20 protein-coding genes and 4 tRNA genes are annotated in these 19,935 nt (G+C 72.5%); 9 read left to right on the top strand and 15 right to left on the bottom strand.

Features of this window, described 5'->3' with window-relative positions; all coding sequences use genetic code 11:
• Positions 1-56 precede the first annotated feature (56 nt).
• From ACTWPV_RS27310 to ACTWPV_RS27300, 3 genes are all read right to left on the bottom strand, one after another.
• Positions 57-827 (bottom strand): SAM-dependent methyltransferase, encoded by a 771-nt coding sequence (locus ACTWPV_RS27310; protein ID WP_443153972.1) that lies wholly within the window; start codon positions 825-827, stop codon positions 57-59.
• Positions 828-898: 71 nt separating this feature from the next.
• Entirely contained in the window at positions 899-2,719 is a 1,821-nt protein-coding gene (gene glmS / locus ACTWPV_RS27305; RefSeq protein ID WP_347644001.1) for a glutamine--fructose-6-phosphate transaminase (isomerizing), read from the bottom strand.
• Between the two features lie 13 nt (positions 2,720-2,732).
• Positions 2,733-3,008 (bottom strand): hypothetical protein, encoded by a 276-nt coding sequence (locus tag ACTWPV_RS27300; protein ID WP_132597376.1) that lies wholly within the window; start codon positions 3,006-3,008, stop codon positions 2,733-2,735.
• Between the two features lie 258 nt (positions 3,009-3,266).
• On the opposite strand from ACTWPV_RS27300, the gene ACTWPV_RS27295 reads away from it, so the two are divergent.
• The 5 genes from ACTWPV_RS27295 (at position 3,267) to ACTWPV_RS27275 (ending at position 5,798) form a co-directional block, all read left to right on the top strand.
• A complete protein-coding gene (locus ACTWPV_RS27295; RefSeq protein ID WP_443153971.1) occupies positions 3,267-5,333 on the top strand; it encodes an N-acetylmuramoyl-L-alanine amidase in 2,067 nt (688 codons plus the stop codon).
• A gap of 93 nt (positions 5,334-5,426) precedes the next feature.
• Positions 5,427-5,498, top strand: a tRNA-Gly gene (locus ACTWPV_RS27290).
• A gap of 15 nt (positions 5,499-5,513) precedes the next feature.
• Positions 5,514-5,584 (top strand) — tRNA-Cys (locus ACTWPV_RS27285).
• A gap of 48 nt (positions 5,585-5,632) precedes the next feature.
• A tRNA-Gly gene (locus ACTWPV_RS27280) sits at positions 5,633-5,704 on the top strand.
• Between the two features lie 19 nt (positions 5,705-5,723).
• Positions 5,724-5,798 (top strand) — tRNA-Val (locus tag ACTWPV_RS27275).
• 98 nt (positions 5,799-5,896) lie between these two features.
• On the opposite strand, the gene ACTWPV_RS27270 is transcribed toward ACTWPV_RS27275, so the two are convergent.
• The 3 genes from ACTWPV_RS27270 to ACTWPV_RS27260 are packed head-to-tail and all read right to left on the bottom strand — an operon-like array spanning position 5,897 to position 9,103.
• Positions 5,897-6,679 (bottom strand): DeoR/GlpR family DNA-binding transcription regulator, encoded by a 783-nt coding sequence (locus ACTWPV_RS27270; protein WP_443153970.1) that lies wholly within the window; start codon positions 6,677-6,679, stop codon positions 5,897-5,899.
• A gap of 16 nt (positions 6,680-6,695) precedes the next feature.
• Complete coding sequence (pdxA, locus tag ACTWPV_RS27265; RefSeq protein WP_443153969.1) at positions 6,696-7,697, bottom strand: 4-hydroxythreonine-4-phosphate dehydrogenase PdxA; 1,002 nt, start codon at positions 7,695-7,697, stop codon at positions 6,696-6,698.
• A complete protein-coding gene (locus tag ACTWPV_RS27260; protein WP_443153968.1) occupies positions 7,694-9,103 on the bottom strand; it encodes a four-carbon acid sugar kinase family protein in 1,410 nt (469 codons plus the stop codon). The genes pdxA and ACTWPV_RS27260 overlap by 4 nt, the downstream gene beginning before the upstream one ends.
• A 221-nt stretch (positions 9,104-9,324) precedes the next feature.
• On the opposite strand from ACTWPV_RS27260, the gene ACTWPV_RS27255 reads away from it, so the two are divergent.
• Both ACTWPV_RS27255 and ACTWPV_RS27250 read left to right on the top strand, forming a co-directional pair.
• A complete protein-coding gene (locus ACTWPV_RS27255; RefSeq protein ID WP_443153967.1) occupies positions 9,325-10,245 on the top strand; it encodes an aldo/keto reductase in 921 nt (306 codons plus the stop codon).
• Positions 10,246-10,291: 46 nt separating this feature from the next.
• Complete coding sequence (locus ACTWPV_RS27250; RefSeq protein WP_347644007.1) at positions 10,292-11,062, top strand: HpcH/HpaI aldolase family protein; 771 nt, start codon at positions 10,292-10,294, stop codon at positions 11,060-11,062.
• A gap of 7 nt (positions 11,063-11,069) precedes the next feature.
• On the opposite strand, the gene ACTWPV_RS27245 is transcribed toward ACTWPV_RS27250, so the two are convergent.
• A complete protein-coding gene (locus ACTWPV_RS27245; RefSeq protein ID WP_347644008.1) occupies positions 11,070-11,450 on the bottom strand; it encodes a VOC family protein in 381 nt (126 codons plus the stop codon).
• Positions 11,451-11,582: 132 nt separating this feature from the next.
• Between ACTWPV_RS27245 and ACTWPV_RS27240 the strand changes: the two genes are divergently transcribed.
• Positions 11,583-12,365, top strand: coding sequence for a mechanosensitive ion channel family protein (locus tag ACTWPV_RS27240; protein ID WP_347644349.1), 783 nt, complete (start codon positions 11,583-11,585; stop codon positions 12,363-12,365).
• A gap of 184 nt (positions 12,366-12,549) precedes the next feature.
• Here ACTWPV_RS27240 and ACTWPV_RS27235 read toward each other — a convergent pair whose 3' ends face one another.
• Genes ACTWPV_RS27235 through ACTWPV_RS27200 form a run of 8 tightly spaced genes read right to left on the bottom strand, consistent with a single transcriptional unit; the run spans position 12,550 to position 18,977 of the window.
• Positions 12,550-12,861, bottom strand: coding sequence for a DUF6401 family natural product biosynthesis protein (locus ACTWPV_RS27235; protein ID WP_443153966.1), 312 nt, complete (start codon positions 12,859-12,861; stop codon positions 12,550-12,552).
• Between the two features lie 27 nt (positions 12,862-12,888).
• On the bottom strand, positions 12,889-13,992 hold the full coding sequence (pcaDC, locus tag ACTWPV_RS27230) for a bifunctional 3-oxoadipate enol-lactonase/4-carboxymuconolactone decarboxylase PcaDC (protein ID WP_443153965.1): 1,104 nt from the start codon (positions 13,990-13,992) through the stop codon (positions 12,889-12,891).
• Positions 13,989-15,305 carry a lyase family protein gene (locus ACTWPV_RS27225; protein ID WP_443153964.1) on the bottom strand — a complete coding sequence of 439 codons (1,317 nt, stop codon included), beginning with the start codon at positions 15,303-15,305 and terminating at the stop codon, positions 13,989-13,991. Before ACTWPV_RS27225 ends, pcaDC begins: the two co-directional genes overlap by 4 nt.
• Complete coding sequence (locus tag ACTWPV_RS27220; RefSeq protein WP_347644012.1) at positions 15,295-15,783, bottom strand: dioxygenase family protein; 489 nt, start codon at positions 15,781-15,783, stop codon at positions 15,295-15,297. Before ACTWPV_RS27220 ends, ACTWPV_RS27225 begins: the two co-directional genes overlap by 11 nt.
• Complete coding sequence (gene pcaH / locus ACTWPV_RS27215; RefSeq protein ID WP_443153963.1) at positions 15,780-16,448, bottom strand: protocatechuate 3,4-dioxygenase subunit beta; 669 nt, start codon at positions 16,446-16,448, stop codon at positions 15,780-15,782. Before pcaH ends, ACTWPV_RS27220 begins: the two co-directional genes overlap by 4 nt.
• Entirely contained in the window at positions 16,445-17,080 is a 636-nt protein-coding gene (locus tag ACTWPV_RS27210; protein ID WP_443153962.1) for a CoA transferase subunit B, read from the bottom strand. Before ACTWPV_RS27210 ends, pcaH begins: the two co-directional genes overlap by 4 nt.
• On the bottom strand, positions 17,080-17,823 hold the full coding sequence (locus ACTWPV_RS27205) for a CoA transferase subunit A (RefSeq protein WP_443153961.1): 744 nt from the start codon (positions 17,821-17,823) through the stop codon (positions 17,080-17,082). The genes ACTWPV_RS27210 and ACTWPV_RS27205 overlap by 1 nt, the downstream gene beginning before the upstream one ends.
• Entirely contained in the window at positions 17,820-18,977 is a 1,158-nt protein-coding gene (locus ACTWPV_RS27200; protein ID WP_443153960.1) for a 4-hydroxybenzoate 3-monooxygenase, read from the bottom strand. The genes ACTWPV_RS27205 and ACTWPV_RS27200 overlap by 4 nt, the downstream gene beginning before the upstream one ends.
• A 79-nt stretch (positions 18,978-19,056) precedes the next feature.
• On the opposite strand from ACTWPV_RS27200, the gene ACTWPV_RS27195 reads away from it, so the two are divergent.
• Positions 19,057-19,812, top strand: coding sequence for an IclR family transcriptional regulator (locus tag ACTWPV_RS27195; protein WP_443153959.1), 756 nt, complete (start codon positions 19,057-19,059; stop codon positions 19,810-19,812).
• Positions 19,813-19,935 lie beyond the last annotated feature (123 nt).

The raw sequence follows: 19,935 nt of genomic DNA, 5'->3' as shown, positions 1-19,935 counted from the left end.
CCGGCCCGGGTCAGCGCCGAGCCCGCCGCGGCCCGGGACGCCTTCCCTGGCCGCTGTCAGCCGGGTTTCCTGCCGACCCCCGCCATCAGCGACGACGGCAGCGACCAGTCGCCCACCAGTTTGGGGCGGTCGGGACGCCAGTCGGTGGCCTGCACCAGCCCCGGCGGCTCCAGCGGGAAGTCGCCGAAGAACGCGCGGATCTCGGACGGCGGACGGTCGGCGCCCGCCGCGGACGAGCCCCGGGAGGGGACCCTGGCGCGATCGCCGTCCTCCATCCGGGCCATCGTCGTCGCGTGGGAGATCACCAGGTGGCTGCCGGGCGCCACCCGCTCGCGCAGCGCGGCCACCGCGTTCTGCGCGCCGGCCGTGTCCGGGATGAAGTGCAGGATCGACACCAGCAGCACCCCCACCGGCTCGGCCAGGTCGAGCAGGGCGCCCGCCCGCGCCAGCACCTCGTCGGTGTCGAGCAGGTCGGCCTCCACGAAGACGGCCCTGCCCGAGCTCTCGAGCAGGGCCCTGGAGTGCGCGGCGACGACCGGATCATGATCGACGTAGACGACCCGGGCCTCGGGCGCGACCTCGTGCGCGCTGCCCTGGGTCGGCAGCCCGCTGCCCAGGTCGAGGAACTGGCGGACCCCCGCGGCGGCCACGTAGCGCACGGCACGCTGAAGGAATGCCCGGTTCGCGCGGGCCAGCGGGACCGCCTCCGGGACCAGCTCGGCGAGCTGGTCGAGGGCCAGACGGTCGACCGCGAAGTTGTCCTTCCCGCCGAGCATGTAGTCGTACATGCGTGCGGGATGGGGCCGCTGCTGGTCGAACTGCCGCACAGTATCGAATTTATGTCGTTTGGAGCCGGATAACACTACCCTGAGGGGAATGTGGCTGATTTGCGGCTCAATTATTCGACAGTGACACTCTTGGCGAGATTGCGCGGCTTGTCCACGTCGCGGTCGAGCGCCACGGCGGCATGGTAGGCGAGCAGCTGCAACGGGATCGTGAGCAGGATCGGATCGAGCTCGATCTCGTTCTTCGGGATCACGATGACGTCGTCGGCCAGCTTCGGGCCGGGCTCGCGGTGACCGACCATGAGCACCCGCCCGCCGCGGGCGCGGATCTCGCCGAGCGTGGTGAGGTTCTTGTCGAGCAGCTCGTCGTCGGGAACGATCGCGACCGTCGGCATCTCGGGGCCGATCAGGGCGAGCGGGCCGTGCTTGAGCTCGCTGGCCGGATAGGCCTCCGCGTGGACGTAGGAGATCTCCTTGAGCTTCTGCGCCCCCTCGCGGGCCACCGGGTAGCCGCGCACGCGGCCGACGAACATCATGCCGGCGTGGTCGGCGTACTTCTGCGCCAGCTCGGCGATCTTGTCGCCCTGCGCCAGGATCTCCTCGACGTGGCCGGGCAGCCGGCGCAGGCCCTCCACGATGCGCCTGCCGTCGGCCGGCGACAGGTCGCGCACCCGGCCCAGGTGCAGCGCGAGCAACGCGAACGCGACCGTGGTCGAGGTGAAGGCCTTGGTCGAGGCCACCGATACCTCGGGGCCCGCGTGCAGGTAGATGCCGCCGTCCACCTCGCGCGCGATGGCGCTGCCGACGGCGTTGACGATGCCGATGACCCGGCCGCCCTTGCGCTTGAGCTCCTGCACCGCGGCGAGCGTGTCGTAGGTCTCCCCCGACTGGCTGATCGCGACGTAGAGGGTGTCGGGGTCGACGACGGGGTTGCGGTAGCGGAACTCGCTGGCCGGCTCGGCGTCGGAGGGGATGCGCGCCAGCTCCTCGATGAGCTGCGCCCCCATCTGTCCTGAATAGTACGCGGAGCCGCAACCGATGATCTTCACCCGGCGGAAGCTGCGCGTCTCGCGGGCGTCCATGTTGAGCCCGCCGAGGTGGGCGACGTTGAAGCGCTCGTCGAGCCGGCCGCTCATCGTCCTGGTGATCGTCTCGGGCTGCTCGGAGATCTCTTTGAGCAGGTAGTGCTCGTAGCCGCCGGTGTCGTAGTGGCCGGCGTCCCAGTCGACGGTCAGCGGCTCCTTGGCCGTCTCGCGGGCATCGCTGGCGAAGGTGTGGAACCCGTCGGCCTTCAGCACGGCCAGCTCGCCGTCCTCCAGGTGCACGACCTGGCGCGTGTAGCGGACCAGCGCGGCCACGTCGGACGCGGCGAACATCTCCTTCTCGCCGATGCCGAGCACGATCGGGCTGCCGTTGCGGGCCACGACCACCTCGCCGGGGCGCTCGGCGTCGATGACGGCGATGCCGTACGTGCCGACGACGCTCTTGAGCGTCTTCCTGACGGCCTCCTCCAGCGAGTCGTTCTCGTCGGCGGCGTGGGCGATCAGGTGCGCGAGCACCTCGGTGTCGGTCTCGGAGGCGAACACCACGCCGTCGGCCTCCAGCTTGGCGCGCAGCTCTCCGGCGTTCTCGATGATGCCGTTGTGCACGACCGCGATGCGCTGGTCGGCGGACAGGTGCGGATGGGCGTTGACGTCGCTGGGGACGCCGTGCGTGGCCCAGCGGGTGTGCCCGATGCCCAGGCCGCCCCTGAACCGGACCGGCACGACCTTGGCCAGGTCGGCCACCCGCCCCTTGACCTTACGGACCTTCAGCCCCTTGCTGGACACGACGACCCCGGCCGAGTCGTAGCCCCGATATTCGAGTCGCTGCAGACCCTCCAGCAGGATGGGGGCTGCGTCCCTTGGGCCGACGTAGGCCACGATTCCGCACATCGAGGTCTCCTGTTCATCCGTAGACGATCCTGCGGAGCTGTCTCAGCGACAGTTCCGGCGCGGCCACCCGGCGGCCGCGTAATTCGGCGGCGATCCTCGGGAAGATCTCGTCGTTCGTGTGGCCGCGCGCCTTCAGCTCGCCGTGACGGCGCCGGACGTACTCCTCGGTCGTTTCCGAGAAGTACGCCAGCACGTCGGCGACCACGCGCGCCGCCTCGCCGGGGCCGAGCGGGCTCGTCCTCGTGAGGTGAGCGATGAGATCTTCATACGGAGGCCGTGCCGGTGGCACAGACGAGGACCTTACGGCTCTGGAGCGAGACACGCCATCATTCTGCCCGATATCGGGCAGGATCTAACTCCAACGCTCGCCATGGTGGCCTCAGGCCCTGACGGCGCGGCGGTTCCGGCGCGACCGGGAGGCAGGGGGGTGCCGCGTCCGGCTGCATCCAGTCAAATCCATCCGTATCATCCGCCACGTCTGACACATCCCTTTCTGGGATCAGTTACGGTGAGTAGTCGCGTCGTGACATCCATGGGGGAGATGTTCATGCAGCTCTGGCTCGCCGCCGTCCTGGCCACCACCGCGCTGACCGCACCTGCCCGGCCTCCGGCCGTGCCCGCCGGCCCGGGGTCCGCCGCCGTCGCGTCTCCGGGGCGGCAGGCCGACTTCGCCGCGGCCGCCCGCGAGCACGGGGTACCGGAGAGCGTGCTGCTCGGCGTGGCGTACCTGGAGTCCCGCTGGGACGCCCACGGCGGGCGGCCGAGCACGGCGGGCGGCTACGGGCCGATGCACCTTGTCGACACGTTCCCCGCCGAGGCGCTCGGCGGCACGGTCGGGGACGCGCTCGGCGACGCCCGTGGCGACGAGGCCCGCCCCATGCCCGCCGCGCGCGCCGAGCCACCCGCCTCCTCCGCGCTGCGGACCGCGCAGGAGGCGCCGCGGGCGACGCTCCCCCAGGCCGGCGGCCTCATCGGCGTCGTGCCCTCCCGGCTCAGGACCGACCCGGCCGCGAACATCAGGGGCGGCGCCGCCCTCCTCGCCTCCTACCAGGAGCACCCCAGCTCCAACCCCGCCGACTGGTACGACGCGGTCGCCCGCTACTCGGGCTCGGAGGATCCGGCCGCCGCCCGCCGCTTCGCCGACGAGGTGTTCTCGGTGATGCGGGAGGGCACCGAACGCCGTACCGACGACGGGCACCTGGTGCGGCTGGACCCCGTACCCGACCTGCCGCCCTTCATCGGCGACCACGAGAGCGACCTCGACGCCTATCCCCCGCCCTTCACGGACGAGCAGCAGATCGACCCGGACACCGGCGACGACGCCGATCCCGGCACCGGCTTCGGATCCGACGCCGGCGCCGGCGCCGGCGCGCCCGTCATCGCCGACGAGGGCCACGACAGCGCCAAGGCGGAGTCAGGGGCGCGCGACGCGGAGTGCCCCGCCTCGCTCGCCTGCGAGTGGATGCCCGCCGCGCACCGGCGTTTCGGCAAGAAGAAGCACCGCGACTACGGCAACCACGACCGCCTGAGCCGCACCCGTTCCGTCGACTACATCGTCATCCACGACACCGAGGGCGGCTACCGGGGCATCCCCTCCCTGGTCCGCAACCCGAAGTACGTGAGCTGGCACTACACGATCCGCTCCCGTGACGGACATGTCGCCCAGCACGTGGCGACCAACGACATCGCCTGGCACGCCGGCAATTGGGACGTCAACACCCGCTCGATCGGCATCGAGCACGAGGGATACCTGGCCAAGGGAGGCACCTGGTACACCGAGGCGATGTACCGGGCCTCTGCCAGGCTGGTGAAGTTCCTCGCCGCCAAGCACCGCATCCCGCTCGACCGCGCCCACATCCTGGGCCACGACAACGTCCCGGGCACCACACCGGCGACGGTCGCCGGCATGCACGAGGACCCGGGCCCGTACTGGGACTGGGCACACTATTTCGACCTCATGAACCGGCCGTTCAGAGCAGCCGAGAACGGCGAGTCCATCATCATCCGCCCGGAGTACACCACCCACCGTCCCCGCTTCACCGGCTGCGACGCCGCGAAGCCCGCCAAGGCGTGCCCGCCGCACGGCGCCTCGGCCGTCTGGCTGCACACGGCGCCCAAGGCGTCGGCGCCCCTGGTCAAGGACATCGGCAAGCACGGGAACAAGGCCTCCACCCACAGCGTGTACGACCACGGCGCCCGCGCCTCCACCGGCCAGCGCTACGCCGTCGCAGAGCGCCGGGACGACTGGACGGCCATCTGGTACCTGGGGCAGAAGGCGTGGTTCCACAACCCCGCCTCGGCTCCGACCGCCATTCCCGCCAAGGGCCTCCTGGTCACGCCCCGGAAGGACAACGTGAAGGTGTACGGCCGGGCGTACCCCGAGAAATCCGCCTACAAGCTCGCCGCCCACCAGCCCCTGCGGCCGCTCCAGTACACGATCGGGACCGGCCAGACGTACGCCCTGGACGACACGGTCACCGGCTCCTACTACGCCGCCAACGCCTTCAAGCCGTCGAGGCACGTCACCACCACCGGCCGGCTCCGCTATCACCAGATCCAGCTCGGGCACCGGGTGATGTTCGTGAAGGCCAGGGACATGCGTGTGCTGCACTGAAAATGGCCTGACCCGCCTCGCGCTGCGCGCGGGCACTCCAGGAAGACGATATGGTTTTCCTGTGACCGGGGCGCACGTCGCCTGAGGGTCCACGCGGAAGTGGCTCAGTGGTAGAGCATCACCTTGCCAAGGTGAGGGTCGCGGGTTCGAATCCCGTCTTCCGCTCGGAGCAAGACTCCTGGTGGAGTGGCCGAGAGGCGAGGCAGCGGCCTGCAAAGCCGTCTACACGGGTTCAAATCCCGTCTCCACCTCGATGACCGCGGACCCCTCGGGATCCGCTAAGGTAAAGTGCGGCACACGCGGAAGTGGCTCAGTGGTAGAGCATCACCTTGCCAAGGTGAGGGTCGCGGGTTCGAATCCCGTCTTCCGCTCTGAGTTCACCACTCGCAAGGACGATTAGCTCAGCGGGAGAGCGCTTCCCTGACACGGAAGAGGTCACTGGTTCAATCCCAGTATCGTCCACCAGCAGACCAGAGTTCACAGCCCCAGCTCGCGGCACACGCCCGGGAGCCTGGGGCTTCCTGGTTCCTCCATGATGACCGCCACGGTCGAACGCGCCGCCGCTACCCGTGGGTTCGCGGATCCACGACCACCGTCTCCACGCCCTTCGCCATGAACGGCTTGAGGGATTCCGGGGTGGCCGACGCGTCGGTGACCAGCGTCCAGCTGTCGGGCATGCGGGCCCAGGCGTGGAACGGGCGGCGGCCCAGCTTGGCGGCGTGGACCAGCAGGTAGATGTGGCGGGAGCGCTGCATCATCAGCTCCTTGAAGCGGGTCTGCTGCAGGCTGGCCTCGCAGATGCCGTCCTCGGCCGTGACGCTGTCGGCGCCCAGGAAGACCCGGTCGAACGTCATCCTGCTCAGCGCCGCCTCCGCCAGCGGCCCGACGAAGCCCTGGCTCACGTGGCGCAGGGTGCCGCCCAGGCACTCGACGTGCACGCCGGTCGCGCCCACCAGCTCCTGCAGGGCGTTCAGTCCCGTGGTGGCCACCGTCAGGTCAGCGGCGTGCCGCAGCTCGTGGGCCAGCGCACCCGTCGTCGAACCCGAGTCGAGCAGGATCGTCTCCCCCGGGCGGATCCGCGCGGCGGCCCAGGCGGCGATGGCCCGCTTGGCCTCGAACGCCTCCCCGATGCGCTGCCGCAGCGACGCCTCCGGGTGGGTGACGACCGCCATCGCCCCGCCGTACGTGCGCGCCAGCAGCCCCGCCGCCTTCAGGTGGGCCAGGTCACGGCGGATGGTGGATGCCGTCACCCCCAGCTGGCTCGACAGCTCCTCGACGCTGGCCAGCCCGGTGGTGGTGGCCAGGCGGACGATCTCGTCGCGGCGAGCCTGCGCTGCGCGGCCCATCGATGGTCCCCCCTCGTCACACCCCCCGCGCGGACGACAGCTCTGCCGCCTGGCGGAGGGCCTCGATCATGCTACCGGCGTCGGCGACGCCCTTTCCTGCGATGTCGAAGGCGGTGCCATGGTCCACCGACGTCCTGATCACCGGCAGGCCCACCGTGATGTTCACCCCGGCCTCCAGGCCGAGGATCTTCACCGGGCCGTGCCCCTGGTCGTGGTACATGGCCACGATCAGGTCGTAGTCGCCACGGCCCGCCAGGAAGAACGCGGTGTCGGCGGGGAGCGGGCCGTGCACGTCCATGCCCTCCGCCCGCAGGAGCTCGATCGCCGGGACGATCTTCTCCTCCTCCTCGCCGTACCCGAACAGGCCGTTCTCCCCAGCGTGCGGGTTGATGCCGCACACGCCGATCTTGGGACGCGCCACGCCCGAGCCGCGCATCGCCGCCTCACCCCGGCGGATGGTCCGCTCGACCAGGCCGGGCTCGATGCGCGCGACCGCGTCGATGAGGCCGACGTGCGTGGTGACATGGATGACCCGCACCTTGGACGTCGACAACATCATCGACACCTCCGCCGTCCCCGTCAGGTGCGCCAGGAGCTCGGTGTGCCCGGGGAAGAGGTGCCCGGCCGCGTGCAGCGCCTCCTTGTTCAGGGGGGCCGTGCAGATCGCCTGTACGTCACCCGACGTCGCCAGCTCGCCGGCCAGCCGTACGTACTCGTAGGCCGCGTGTCCCGCGACCGGCGACACCTCGCCCCACGGCAGGTCCTCCGGCAGCAGCCCCAGGTCGATGACGTTGATCCGGCCAGGTTCGAAGACGGCCTCGCCCACACGCTCCACCGCGACCACCTCCGGCCGCAGGCCGCGGAATCCGGCGGCCCTGCGCAGGCGTGCCGCGTCACCGATGACGACCGGGCGGCAGAACGCGGAGGTCTCGGGCGCGAGGAGCGCGCCGGTGACGACCTCCGGCCCTACGCCGGATCCGTCCCCCATGGTGAGGGCGATGAGAGGGGTGCTGCTCATGTCGGCCTTTCGTCGAAGGTGGTGCCGCTCGTGGCGGGAACGCCTGTGGTGCGGAAGCGGCCGGGCCTGAGATGGGCGGCGATGCGCAGGAGGCTGTCCCGGCCGCCGAAGCTGCCCGGCCTGGTGACCACGGAACGGCCGTCGGGCGTCCGGCTGTGCACGGCGCCGTGGTGCACCTGGCCCACGGGGATGAGCTCGCGCACGTCCAGCGCGTCGAGGACCCTCCTCGCGGTCTCCCCGCCGGTCAGGACCAGGTCGGCACGGGTCGCTCCGAGCGCCTCACGTACGATCCGGCCGAGGATGGCGGTGAGGGCGGGCGGCGCCGGCCCGCGTACGGTCAGCACGGCGACCCCGCCGGCCAGCGCCCGCCGCACCCGCCCCACGACCGGCTCCCCGGCCGTGCCAGGATCCGCCGTGTCGAGGTCCGCCGCGTCGAGAGTCACGGGCTCGGCACCGTACGCGACGAGCAGCCTGGCCTGCTCCGCCGCCGCCGGTTCCGCCGTGCCCACCACGACGAGCAGCGCGTCCGGGGCCGACCCGGCGGCCTGAGGGGGCGCCGGCCCGGTGACCGGCACCCCCGCGGACGGCCCGCCGTCCGGAGAGGACGATGGCGCGCCCGCGGACGATCCACCGGCCGGAGGAGGCGGGGGCCCGAGCGGTGCGAGGGCGGGGGCGGTGTTCAGGGCGCGGCCGAGGGCGGCGGCCAGGCCGCCGGCGCCGATGAGCCGGGGCGCCGGGTCGCCGGCGAGCGCGGCCGCGACGATCATGTCCAGGTCGGCGTCCGTCTCCGCGTCGCACACGGCCACCCGCCCGCTCGCGGCCACCTCCGCCAGCGCCTCCATGAGGGCGGCCCGCCCGGCACGGACGGCGGCCAGCCGGACACCCGCCGACGGCACCCCGCCCAGGGCCTCGGCCACGGTGGCGGGAACAACGCCGGGCCCGGTGGCGGGCCCAGTGGTGGGTCGGGTGGCGGGTCGGGTGGCGGGTCGGGTGGCGGGTCGGGTGCGTGTTTCGCGCAGCGGTACCCCGTGGATGAGCGGTACGCCGTTCACGACCGTGCGGCCGGCCTGCGGCAGCGCGCTGGCGAGCACGACGGGCGCGGGCGCCGAGTGCGCGGGGGTGCTCAGGCAGGCCTGGACGGTGGTGGCGATGTCGCCGCGCAGCAGCGAGTCGATCTTGATGAGGACGTGACGGTCCCCCGCCCAGGCGAGCGCCTCCCGTACCAGGACCGCGGCCCCGGAACGGTGCCGGGTGTCGAGGTCGGCGACGAGGACGGGCGGCATGGCGACGTACGGCGGGCCTGACAGCGTGATGCGCGCGGGGCGTTCGGGCGACATGAGCACGGCCGCCGTCTCCGCCGCCCCTGACAGGTCGTCGGCCAGGGCGAACACCGGAAAGTGGCCCACACCCACCTCCGAACACCGCAGACCTGCGCGAATCACGCGTCAAGCATTGCACGAAACACGCACACTATGCCACAGTTACCCGCAAGGAGCGCGAACCCCCAGCACGGCGCAGAAGGGCTGAACGGCTCGGCCGGGAGAGCGCGCCGGCCCCTCCGCGACCGAGGGCCGCCATGGCGAACCGCCCGGCGCGACGGCCGGCCGACTACGACAAGGGAAGAGGCATGATCCCCGAACCGGTGCTCGGCACCATGACGTTCGGCGACACCGTGGACGCCGGCACGGCGGGGCGGATGCTGGACCTCGCGCTCGACGCCGGGGTGAGCGGCGTGGACACCGCCAACGGCTACGCGGGCGGCGCCGCCGAGGAGATCCTCGGCGAGCTGCTGCGCGGCCGCCGCGACCGGGTGGTGCTGGCGACCAAGGCCGGCATCCCGCACCCGGACACCGGCGAGCACGCGCCGCTCTCCCCCGCCGGGTTGCGCGCCTCGCTGGAGGGCAGCCTGCGACGGTTGCGGACCGACCACGTCGACCTGTTCTACCTCCACCAGCCGGACCGGGCGACGCCGCTGGAGGACACCCTCGGCACGGTCGAGCAGCTGGTCGCCGAGGGCAAGATCGGTGAGCTGGGCGTGTCCAACTACGCCGCCTGGCAGATCGCCGGGATCGTCCCACGGCCCGTGCTCGCCCAGCAGCTCTACAACCTGCTGGCCAGGAGGATCGAGGACGAGTACGCGGAGTTCGCGCTCGCGGCCGGCCTGCGCACGATGGTCTACAACCCGCTCGGCGGCGGCCTGCTGACCGGCCGGCACCGCTTCGACCAGGCGCCGGAGGCGGGCCGCTTCGGCGACTCGCGGCTGGCGGCGATGTACCGGCGGCGGTACTGGGACGCCGAGTTGTTCCGGGCCGTCGAGGACCTCGGCGCGATCGCCCGCGCGGCCGGGATGCCGCTCGCCGAGTTGTCGCTGCGCTGGCTGAGCGGCAGGCCGGTGGTGAGCGCGGTGCTGCTCGGCGCGTCCAGCCCTGCGCAGCTCGGCGCCAACCTGGCCGCCCTGGCAGCCGGGCCGCTGCCCGCCGACGTGGCCGCCGCCTGCGACGCCGTGGGCGACGCGCTCCGCGGCCCGATGCCGGCGTACAACAGGTGACCCCACTGGCCGGCCCGCACATCCGCACCAGCGCAGAGGAGATCGCATGACCGCCGCCGAGTTCGCCAGGAAGATCCGCAGCCGGGAACGGGCCGTCGGCTACTGGGTGGTGCTGGACGCGCCCATCGCCACCGAACGCCTGGCCCGGCTGGGGTACGACTACATCGCGCTGGACGGCCAGCACGGGCTGATCGGCAACGCCGGGCTGCTGAGCAACCTCATGGCCATCGACGCCGGCGGTCGCTCGACCGGACTGGTACGGGTGGAGTCGGGCGAGCCCGCGGCCATCGGCAGGGCGCTCGACTTCGGCGCGGGCGGCGTGATCGTGCCGCTGGTCGACACCGCCGAGGACGCGGCGAGCGCCGTGTCGGCCGCCCGCTACCCGGCCGGGGGCCGCCGATCGTACGGCCCCATGCGCTCCATGCTGCGGATCGGCCCCACTCCGGCGGAGGCGGACGACAGCGTGCTGGTCCTGGCCATGATCGAGACGCCGGAGGGCCTGGCCAACATCGAGGCCATCTGCGCCACCCCGGGCCTGGACGGCGTGTACGTGGGCCCGTCCGACCTGTGCCTGGCCGTCGGCGGCCGGTTCCCCGGCGACCCCGAGGTCGCGGGGGTGTTCGAGGAGGCGCTGGAGAAGGTCAGGACGACCGCCGAGCGGGCCGGGGTCGCGGCCGGCATCCACAACCCGGGCGGCGAGCAGGCAGCCCGGCGCCTGGCGGAGGGCTTCACGTTCGCCACCGTCGCCTCCGACCTCGTCCACCTGGAGCAGGCCGCGGCGGCTCACCTGAAGGCGGCCGGGTCGGGCCCGGCCTGATCCGCTGTTACGGCCAGGTCTTCGCCTCGGCGTCGAACACTTCCCGGTCGCTCTCCACCGGCAGCACGCACATGAGGTGCCCTCCGGGCGCGCGCAGCGTGCGGCACTCCTGCCACTGCGACACCTCGGTGGCCCCGAGTGCGACCAGGCGCCGGACCTCGGCCTCGACGTCGTCGGACTCGATGTCGATGTGGAAACGGGGCGGGTCGTCGGCCGACTGGACGGCCACAGCGAACCCCGGGACGGCTCCGTGCAGCGAGATGAACTGCTCGTACCCTTCGAGCGGCCGGGCGGTGGCGCCGAGCGCCGCCGCCCAGAAGGCGGCCGCCTGGTCGGCCTCGGCGGCCGGCGTGTCGATCAGCAGGGCGTACAAACGGCTTCGATGCATAGTGATCACCCTATAGGGCACCCGAAAGACGATATGTCGCCTTATGCGAGCTTTCGGTGGCGCTGTGTGCATAGACCGTTGCGGTCCGGGTAGCGCCGTTGCATCAGCTCCTCGGAGGAGGAAACCGTGGACATCAACATAGGCCAAGGACTTACCGACGTATTCCGGCAGATTGCAACGTTCGTCCCGAAGCTGATCGCGTTCATCGTGATTCTCATCATCGGGTGGATCGTGGCGAAGGTGCTGGAGAAGATCGTCAACAAGGTGCTCGAACGGGTCGGCTTCGAGCGGGTCGTTGACCGCAGCGGCGTGCACCGCTGGTTGGAGCGGAGCGACTACACCGCCAGCAGCCTGCTCGCCAGAATCGTCTACTACGCGATCCTGCTGGTCACCCTGCAGATAGCCTTCAACGTCTTCGGGCCCAACCCGATCTCGGCGCTGCTGGCCGCCGTGGTGGGCTGGCTGCCCAAGGCCATCGTGGCGATCGTGATCATCGTGGTGGCCGGCGCCATCGCCAAGGCCGTCAGGGACATCCTCTCGGGCGCGCTCGGCGGTCTGTCCTACGGGCGCTTCCTGGCGACCCTGGCCGCGGTGTTCATCTGGGCGCTGGGCATCATCGCCGCGCTCAACCAGATCGGCGTGGCCACCGCCGTTACCACGCCTGTGCTGATCACGGTGCTCGCCACCATCGGCGCGATCGCGGCCATCGGCATCGGGGGCGGGCTCATCCGGCCGATGCAGCAGCGCTGGGAGCGCTGGCTGGGCCGTATCGAGGCCGAGGCGCCGCAGGCCAGGGCGCACGCGGAGGCGTACCAGCGGGGTCGTGAGGATGCCCGGTCGATGAGCGAGGAGACGACGCAGGTGCGGACGATGCCGGGCGGGCGCACCACCCGCTCGGACATGCCCCCGGAGTGACCGTGACGGTCCTCCTCCTGTCCGGCCCGCCCGAACTCGACCGGCCCGGCCTGTTGCGGGGGCCCGGGCCTGGCCGCCGAGAGCCGGGCGGGAACGCCCGGACCGGGCGGCGCGATCGGCCGGATGCGGCGGTCAGCCGGGCGGCGCGATCGGCCGGGCGGGGCGGTCAGGCCGGGCGGGGCGGTCAGGCCGGGTGGCCGTCCTCGAGCAGGCCGAGCTCGCGCGACAGCCAGCAGACGGCCGTCAGCCGGAGCGCCGGCGCGTCGGGCTCGCCGCTGAAGACCCACCCCCGGTGCCGCAGCTCGTCAAGGAACCCGAGCAGGTAGTCGCCCAGCGTCTCCCGGTCGAGCGGGATCGCGTCACGCAGCACCGCGGCATGCTGGTCGACCGCCGCCGCCATCCCCGGGTCGGCGCTCATCCTGGCGAGCTGGGCGTCGCCCAGCGTGCTCATCAACCACCGCAAGGGCGAAGCCGCCCATCCGTCCTCGAAAACCACCCGCCAACCTTAAAGCATTTTCCAAGGTCAGGGGGCATCTGGCCCAAGTTCGTCCAGCGTGCGGCGGGCAACCGCGAAGGCGGCGTTGGCCGCCGGGACCCCGCAGTAGACGGCGCTCTGGAGCAGCACCTCCTTGATCTCGTCCGGGGTGAGCCCGTTGCGCAGAGCCGCGCGGACGTGCATGGCCAGCTCCTCCAGATGCCCTCTGGCGACGAGGGCGGTGAGGGTGACACAGCTGCGGGTGCGCCGGTCGAGCCCCGGGCGGTTCCAGATCTCGTCCCAGGCGTAGCGGGTGATGAAGTCCTGGAAGTCGCGGGTGAAGCCAGTGGTCGCGGCGATCGCCCGGTCGACGTGCGCGTCGCCGAGCACCTCGCGCCTGGTGCGCATGCCCGCCTCCCGCCCGCCGTCTCGCAGGTGGCGGGCGATGGCGGTGGTGACGGCGCCGGGACGTTCGACGCCGGCCAGGTGGGCCGCCCGCGGCACGACCGTGAGCGAGGCTCCCGGGATGCCGTCGGCCAGCGTGAGCGCCTGGTCGAGGGGCGTGGCCGGGTCCTCGGCCCCGGCGATCACCAACGCGGGCGCGGTGACCTCGCCGAGCCTGCCCGTCACGTCGAAGGCGGCCAGGGCCTCGCAGCAGGCGGCGTACGACGGGGCGTCCACCTCCGCCAGCCCCTCCAGCACCCACCGGCCGTCGAAGCCGGGCGTGAACCAGCGGTTCTCCAGCGCCGGTGCGAGCGCGGCCACTCCCTCGGCCCGCACCAGCTCCGCCCGCTCCCGCCACGGTCCCGGCTCGCCGAACCGGGCGGACGTACAGCACAACACCAGGCCGCGCACCCGGCCGGGGACGCGGAGCGCGACGGTGGTGGCGATGGCGCCGCCGAGCGAGATGCCGCCGATCGCGAAGGGCTCGTCCTCGACGAGGTCGAGCACGGCCGCCGCCAGGTCGTCGATCGTGAATCCGGTGGCCGGCGCCGACCCGCCGTGGCCGGGCAGGTCGTACCTGAGCACCCGCCAGGACGCGGTGAGCTCGGCGAGCTGGGGGCGCCAGACCTCTTTCGTGGTGCCGAGCGAGGGCCCGAGCACCAGCAGCGGCGCGCCGGAGGGGCCGTCCACGCGGTGGTGGAGTTTCACGGCTGCTCCCGGTAGGTGGTGAGAATGCGGTCGACGAGCTCCGGAGCCGCGCCCACGTACGCGGACGGGTCGAGCAGCTCGTCCGGGTCCCGGGTCAGGCCCGCCTCGGCCAGCGCGTCACCGAGTTCGAGCGGCCCGCGTCCAGGCATGATCGCGGCAAGCGTGTCGCGGCCGAGGTGGGCGGCCAGGCGTTCGGCGACGAGGCGCCCGCCGGTCAGGCCGGCGTTGGCGCGCATGCGTTCGGGGAAGACCTGGAGCCCGCGCACCAGCTCGGCGGCGGTCTCGGCCGCGCCTCCGGTCAGGCGGAGCGCCTCGCGCAGCGGCAGCCACTCCGCCTGCCAGGCCCCGGCGGCCCGCTCGTGCTCGCCGACCTGGCCGAGCACCTGCGCGTACGCGGGGACCTGGAGCGCGGCCGACCTGACCAGTACGGACAGCGCGGGGTTACGCTTCTGCGGCATGGCCGAGGAGCCGCCGGACGACGACTCGGCCACCTCCCCGACCTCGGTCTGGGCCATGAGGATGATGTCGGTGGCCGGTTTGCCCAACGCGCGGGCGGTGCCGGCGAGCGCCGCGCCCAGGTCGGTGACGGCGGAGCGCTCCGCGTGCCACGGCGCCGCGGGCGCGGCCAGCCCGATCTCCTCGGCGAACACCTCGACCAGGGGAAGCGCGGTGGACGGGTCCTGCTCGGCGAAGGCTGCGAGGGTGCCGGCCGCGCCGCCGAGCTGGGCGGGCAGGCGCAGCTCCCGCAGCCGGGCGCGGGCGCGCATCAGGCCCGCCAGCCACTGCGCGGCCTTCAGCCCGAACGTCGTCGGCACCGCGTGCTGTCCCAGCGTGCGCGCGGCCATCACCGTGTCCCTGTGGCGACCGGCCAGCTCGCACAGGTCGTCCATGACGGCGCCCAGGTCGGCGACGACGGCTCGGACCGTGCGGGCGGCGACCAGCATGGCGGCGGTGTCCACGATGTCCTGGCTGGTGGCGCCCCTGTGCACGTGGCCGGCCGCGCCGGGCACGGCCTGCCGCAGGTCGGCCACCAGCGGGACGACGGGGGTGGCCGACTGCCTGGACCGCGCGGCCACGCCGGCCGGGTCGGGCACGAGCGTGGCGGCGGCCCTGTCGATGGCGGCCGCCGCCTCCGCCGGGATGAGCCCCAGGCGGCCCTGGGCACGGGCGAGCGCCGCCTCGGCCTCCAGCATGGCCCGCAGCCACGCCGTGTCCGAGGTGATCGCCTCCGCCTTGGTGCCCGCCCGGACGGGCGCGAGCAGCCCGCCGTCGCCGCATGGCCCCCTGGACGTCGATGGTTCGTCAGAAGTCAATGAACACCGTCTCCTCCGCTCCCTGCAGTCTCACATCGAAGCGGTAGGAGTCGCCAGAACCGGCGGCGATCAGCGTGGCCCTGCGCCCGGGTTCGAGGACGTCGAGCAGCGGGTCGGGCACGTCCTCCAGGTAGACGCGGGTGAGCACGGAGCGCAGCAGGCCGCGGGCGAAGACCTGCAGCGACAGGTACGGCCCCGGCGGCGGGGCCGTACGGAAACGGTAGGTGCCGTCCGGCGCGGTGGCGCAGCGGCCGAACCCGGACACCTGCCCGCCCTGCCTGCTCAGCGCGCCGCGGTCCCCGGTGAAGCCGAGCCAGAGTTCGAGCAGGGCGTCGGGCACCGGCTCCCCGGCGCCGTCCAGCACCCGGCCGGTGAGCGTGATCGCGCCGGGATGGCCTTCTGGCACGAGCTCCCAGTCCCGCTCGTACGGCAGCGCGTGGCTGAAGAACGGTCCGACCGTCTGCGAGGGCGTGGTCATGGCGTCTCCGTCGGGGTGCGGCCGAGCACGATGTCGAACGCGTAGCCGAGGGCCCACTCGGGCTCGGTGAGGTCCAGCTCGAACGACGCGACGAGGCGCCGCCTGGCCGCCTCGTCCGGGATCGACTGCATGATCGGGTCGAAGGGCATGAGCGGGTCTCCGGGGAAGTACATCTGGGTGACCAGCCGCTGGGTGAATGCCTGTCCGAAGACGGAGAAGTGCAGGTGGGCGGGGCGCCAGGCGTTGTCGTGGTTGCGCCACGGGTAGGCGCCGGGCTTGATCGTGACGAACCGGTAGCGGCCGTCCTCGTCGGTGAGGCAGCGGCCGGCTCCGGTGAAGTTCGGGTCGAGGGGGGCGGGGTGCTGGTCGCCGTCGTGGGCGTAGCGGCCGGCCGCGTTGGCCTGCCAGAGCTCGACCAGCGTGCCGCGCAGGGGGCGGCCGTCGTCGTCGAGCACGCGCCCCTCGACGATGATGCGCTCGCCGATGGGCTCGCCCGCGTGCTGCCTGGTGAGGTCGGCGTCGAGCGCGCCGACCTCCTCGTGGCCGAAGACGGGGCCGGTCAGCTCGATCGCGTCGGGGTCGAGCTTGAAGGCGACGGGCGGGCGGGCGGGGGCGCGCACGACCGTGCTGCGGTAGCCGGGGCTCAGGTAGGGAGGATGGCTCATGTGGCTCCTTCTGTGAGGTCGGCCGCCGTCCTGGCGCGCACCTCGCCGGCGGTGACGCCGGGGGCGGTCTCCACGAGCTTCAGACCGCCGGGGACGACGTCGATGACGGCCAGGTCGGTGATCACGCGGTCGACGCAGGACCGGCCGGTGAGGGGCAGCGTGCAGGCGGGCAGGATCTTGGGGTCGCCGTCGCGCGTCGTGTGCTCCATGACCACGATGACCCGGCGGGCGCCGTGCACGAGGTCCATGGCGCCGCCCATCCCTTTGATCATCTTGCCGGGGACCGCCCAGTTGGCCAGGTCGCCGGCCTGCGACACCTGCATGGCGCCGAGCACCGCCACGTCCACGTGGCCGCCGCGGATCATGCCGAACGACAGCGCCGAGTCGAAGTACGACGCCCCGGGGTCGACGGTGACCGTCTCCTTGCCCGCGTTGATCAGGTCGGCATCCACCTCGTCAGGCAGCGGGTACGGCCCCACGCCGAGGATGCCGTTCTCCGAGTGGATCACGACGGTGCGTCCGCCGAGGTGGGCGGGGATGAGCGTGGGCAGGCCGATGCCGAGGTTGACGTACGAGCCGTCGGGCAGCTCGTCCGCCGCGCGGGCCGCCATCTGCTGCCGGGTCCAGGCCATCAGGAACGCACCGTCCGCCGCTCGATGGGTTTGTCCGCCGCCTGCCCGGGATCCAGCACCAGCACCCTCTGCACGAAGACGCCGGGCAGGTGCACCTCCTCGGGGTCGAGCTCGCACAACTCCTCGACCTCGGCGATGGTGACCCGTCCCGCCATGGCGGCCGGCGGGTTGAAGTTGCGTGCGGCCTTGGCGAACACCAGGTTTCCGTAGATGTCGCCACGCGCGGCCCGGACGAGCGCGAAGTCCGTCCGGATGCCGTGCTCCAGGATGTACGGGACGCCGTCGAACTCCCTGACCTCCTTCGGCGGCGACGCCACCGCCACCGACCCGTCGGAGCGGTAGCGCCACGGCAGCCCACCCTCCTCGACCAGCGTCCCCACGCCCGCCCTCGTGTAGAAGGCGGGGATGCCGGAGCCGCCGGCCCGCAGCCGCTCGGCCAGCGTGCCCTGCGGGATCAGCTCCACCTCCAGCTCGCCGGCCAGGTACTGCCGGGCGAACTCCTTGTTGTCCCCCACGTACGAGCCGGTGACGCGGGAGATCCGCCCGGCCGCGAGCAGCTCGCCCAGACCGCGCCCGTCGGTGCCGCAGTTGTTCGACACGACGTGCAGGCCGGACGTGCCCTGCCCGAGCAGCGCCTTGATGAGCACGGCGGGCACCCCGGCCAGGCCGAAGCCGCCGACCGCGAGGGACGCCCCGTCCCCGATTCCCGCGACCGCCTCGGCCGCCGTACCAACGATCTTCATGGCATTCCCACGTAGTTCTCCGCCAGGGTCGTCGCCGCGGCCTCGGACGAGGTCACGTAGTCCAGGTAGGACAGCTGCAGCCGGCGCGCGTACGCGTCGTCGTCCTCGAACGTGTGCAGCAGGGTGGTCATCCACCACGAGAAGTGCTGCGCCCGCCACACCCGTCGCAGGCACGCCCGCGAGTAGCCGTCGAGCAGCCCGGCCGAGCCGTGCTCGAAGTAGGCGGCCAGGGCGCGGGTGAGGACGCGGACGTCGGCCACGGCCAGGTTGAGCCCCTTGGCGCCGGTGGGCGGCACGATGTGGGCGGCGTCGCCGGCCAGGTAGAGGCGGCCGTACTGCATGGGCTCGGCGACGAACGCCCGCATGGGCGTGACGCCCTTCTCCATGATCTCGCCGGTGGCCAGCGCGAAGCCGGGCACGCTCTCCAGCCGGGCCTTCAGCTCGGCCCAGATCCGCTCGTCCGGCCACTCCTCCACCCGCGCGCCGGCGGGGACCTGTAGGTAGAAGCGGCTGACCTCGGGCGTGCGCATGCTGTGCAGGGCGAAGCCGCGCTCGGTCCTGGTGTAGATCAGCTCCTCGGACGACGGCGCCACCCTGGCCAGGATGCCCAGCCAGGCGAAGGGATATTCGCGCTCGTAAACGCTCAGAACGCCCTCCGGGATCGACGGCCTCGACACGCCGTGGAAGCCGTCGCAGCCGGCGATCACGTCGCAGTCGAGCCGCTCGCCGCCGAACGTCAGGTACGGCCGCTCCGTCTCCAGGCCGTGCAGGGCCACGTCCTCGACCTCGAACCGCACGTCGCCGCCCGCCGCGAGCCGGGCCGCGATGAGGTCCTTGACCACCTCCTGCTGGCCGTACACGGTGATGCGCCGGCCGGGCACCAGCTTCTCGAACGGGATGCGGTGGCCCGCGCCGTCGTACCTGAGCTCGATCCCGTGGTGCGGCAGCCCCTCGCGCAGGAGGCGCTCGCCGACGCCGGCCTCGACCAGCGTGTCCACCGTGCCCTGCTCCAGCACCCCGGCTCTGACCCGCCGCTCGACGTGGTCGCGGCTGCGCTTCTCCAGCACCACGGAGGAGATGCCGCGCAGGTGGAGCAAGTGGGACAGGAGCAGGCCGGCGGGCCCGGCCCCGATGATCCCGACCTGAGTTCGCATATACGGAGCATCCTGCCTCCAGGGGCGATCAGCCGAACCAACCCTTCCACTGGGTGGAAGGAATAGGCAGGATTGGTCCATGGCAGGTGGATCTCGCGTTCCCGGGCGTTCGGTGACGTCCAAGGTGCTCGCGATCCTCGGCGCGTTCGATCCGGCTCACCCCCAGCTCACCCTGACCGAGCTGGCCAGGCGGAGCGGGGTGCCGCTGAGCACGGCCCACCGCCTGGTCGCGGAGCTGGAGGAGTGGCAGGCGCTGAGCCGCGCGCCCGACGGCCGGCTGCGGGTGGGGCTGCGGTTGTGGGAGCTGGGCCAGCTCGCGCCCGCCCGGCTGCAGGACCTGGCGCATCCGTGGCTGCAGGACCTGTTCGCCGGCACCGGCGAGAACGTGCACCTGGCCGTCCGCGACGGGCTCGAGGTGCTCTACGTCGACAAGGTGCACGGCAGGCGGGCGGTGCCCATCGTGTCCAGGACCGGCGCCCGGCTGCCCATGCATCCGACGGGCGTCGGCAAGGCGCTGCTGGCGTACGAGCCGGAGTGGTTCGTCAAGGCGTACCTGGCGCGCAAGCTCGAACGGCCGACCCCGCACACGATCACCGAGGCCGGGCGGCTGGCCAGGGAGCTGGCGACCGTGCGCTCCCAGGGGTACGCGCTGACGTACGAGGAGATGACGCGGGGCTCGTGCTCGGCGGCGGCGCCGATCCTGGTGGACGGGCGGCCGGTCGCGGCGCTCGGCATCGTGATCTCCCACCGGCGCGTGCGCGAGCTGCCCCGGCTGGTCGAGCCGCTGCTGAGCGCCGCCGCCGGGATCACCAGGGCCTGCGCGGCCAGCGTCTAGGAGCTGTTTCTTAGATCTGCTGACCGATGGTGCCTACGTTGTCACGATAGGTGTATGGGTCGCGGTGACTTAACGAACGCCGAGTGGGAGCGGCTCGAACCGCTGCTGCCGGAGGGCGGCCAG

The organism is Nonomuraea sp. KM88 (assembly GCF_052245635.1).
Classification (GTDB): domain Bacteria; phylum Actinomycetota; class Actinomycetes; order Streptosporangiales; family Streptosporangiaceae; genus Nonomuraea.
Note: the sequence above shows the minus strand (reverse complement) of the source record. Positions and strands in the feature narration are given on the sequence as shown.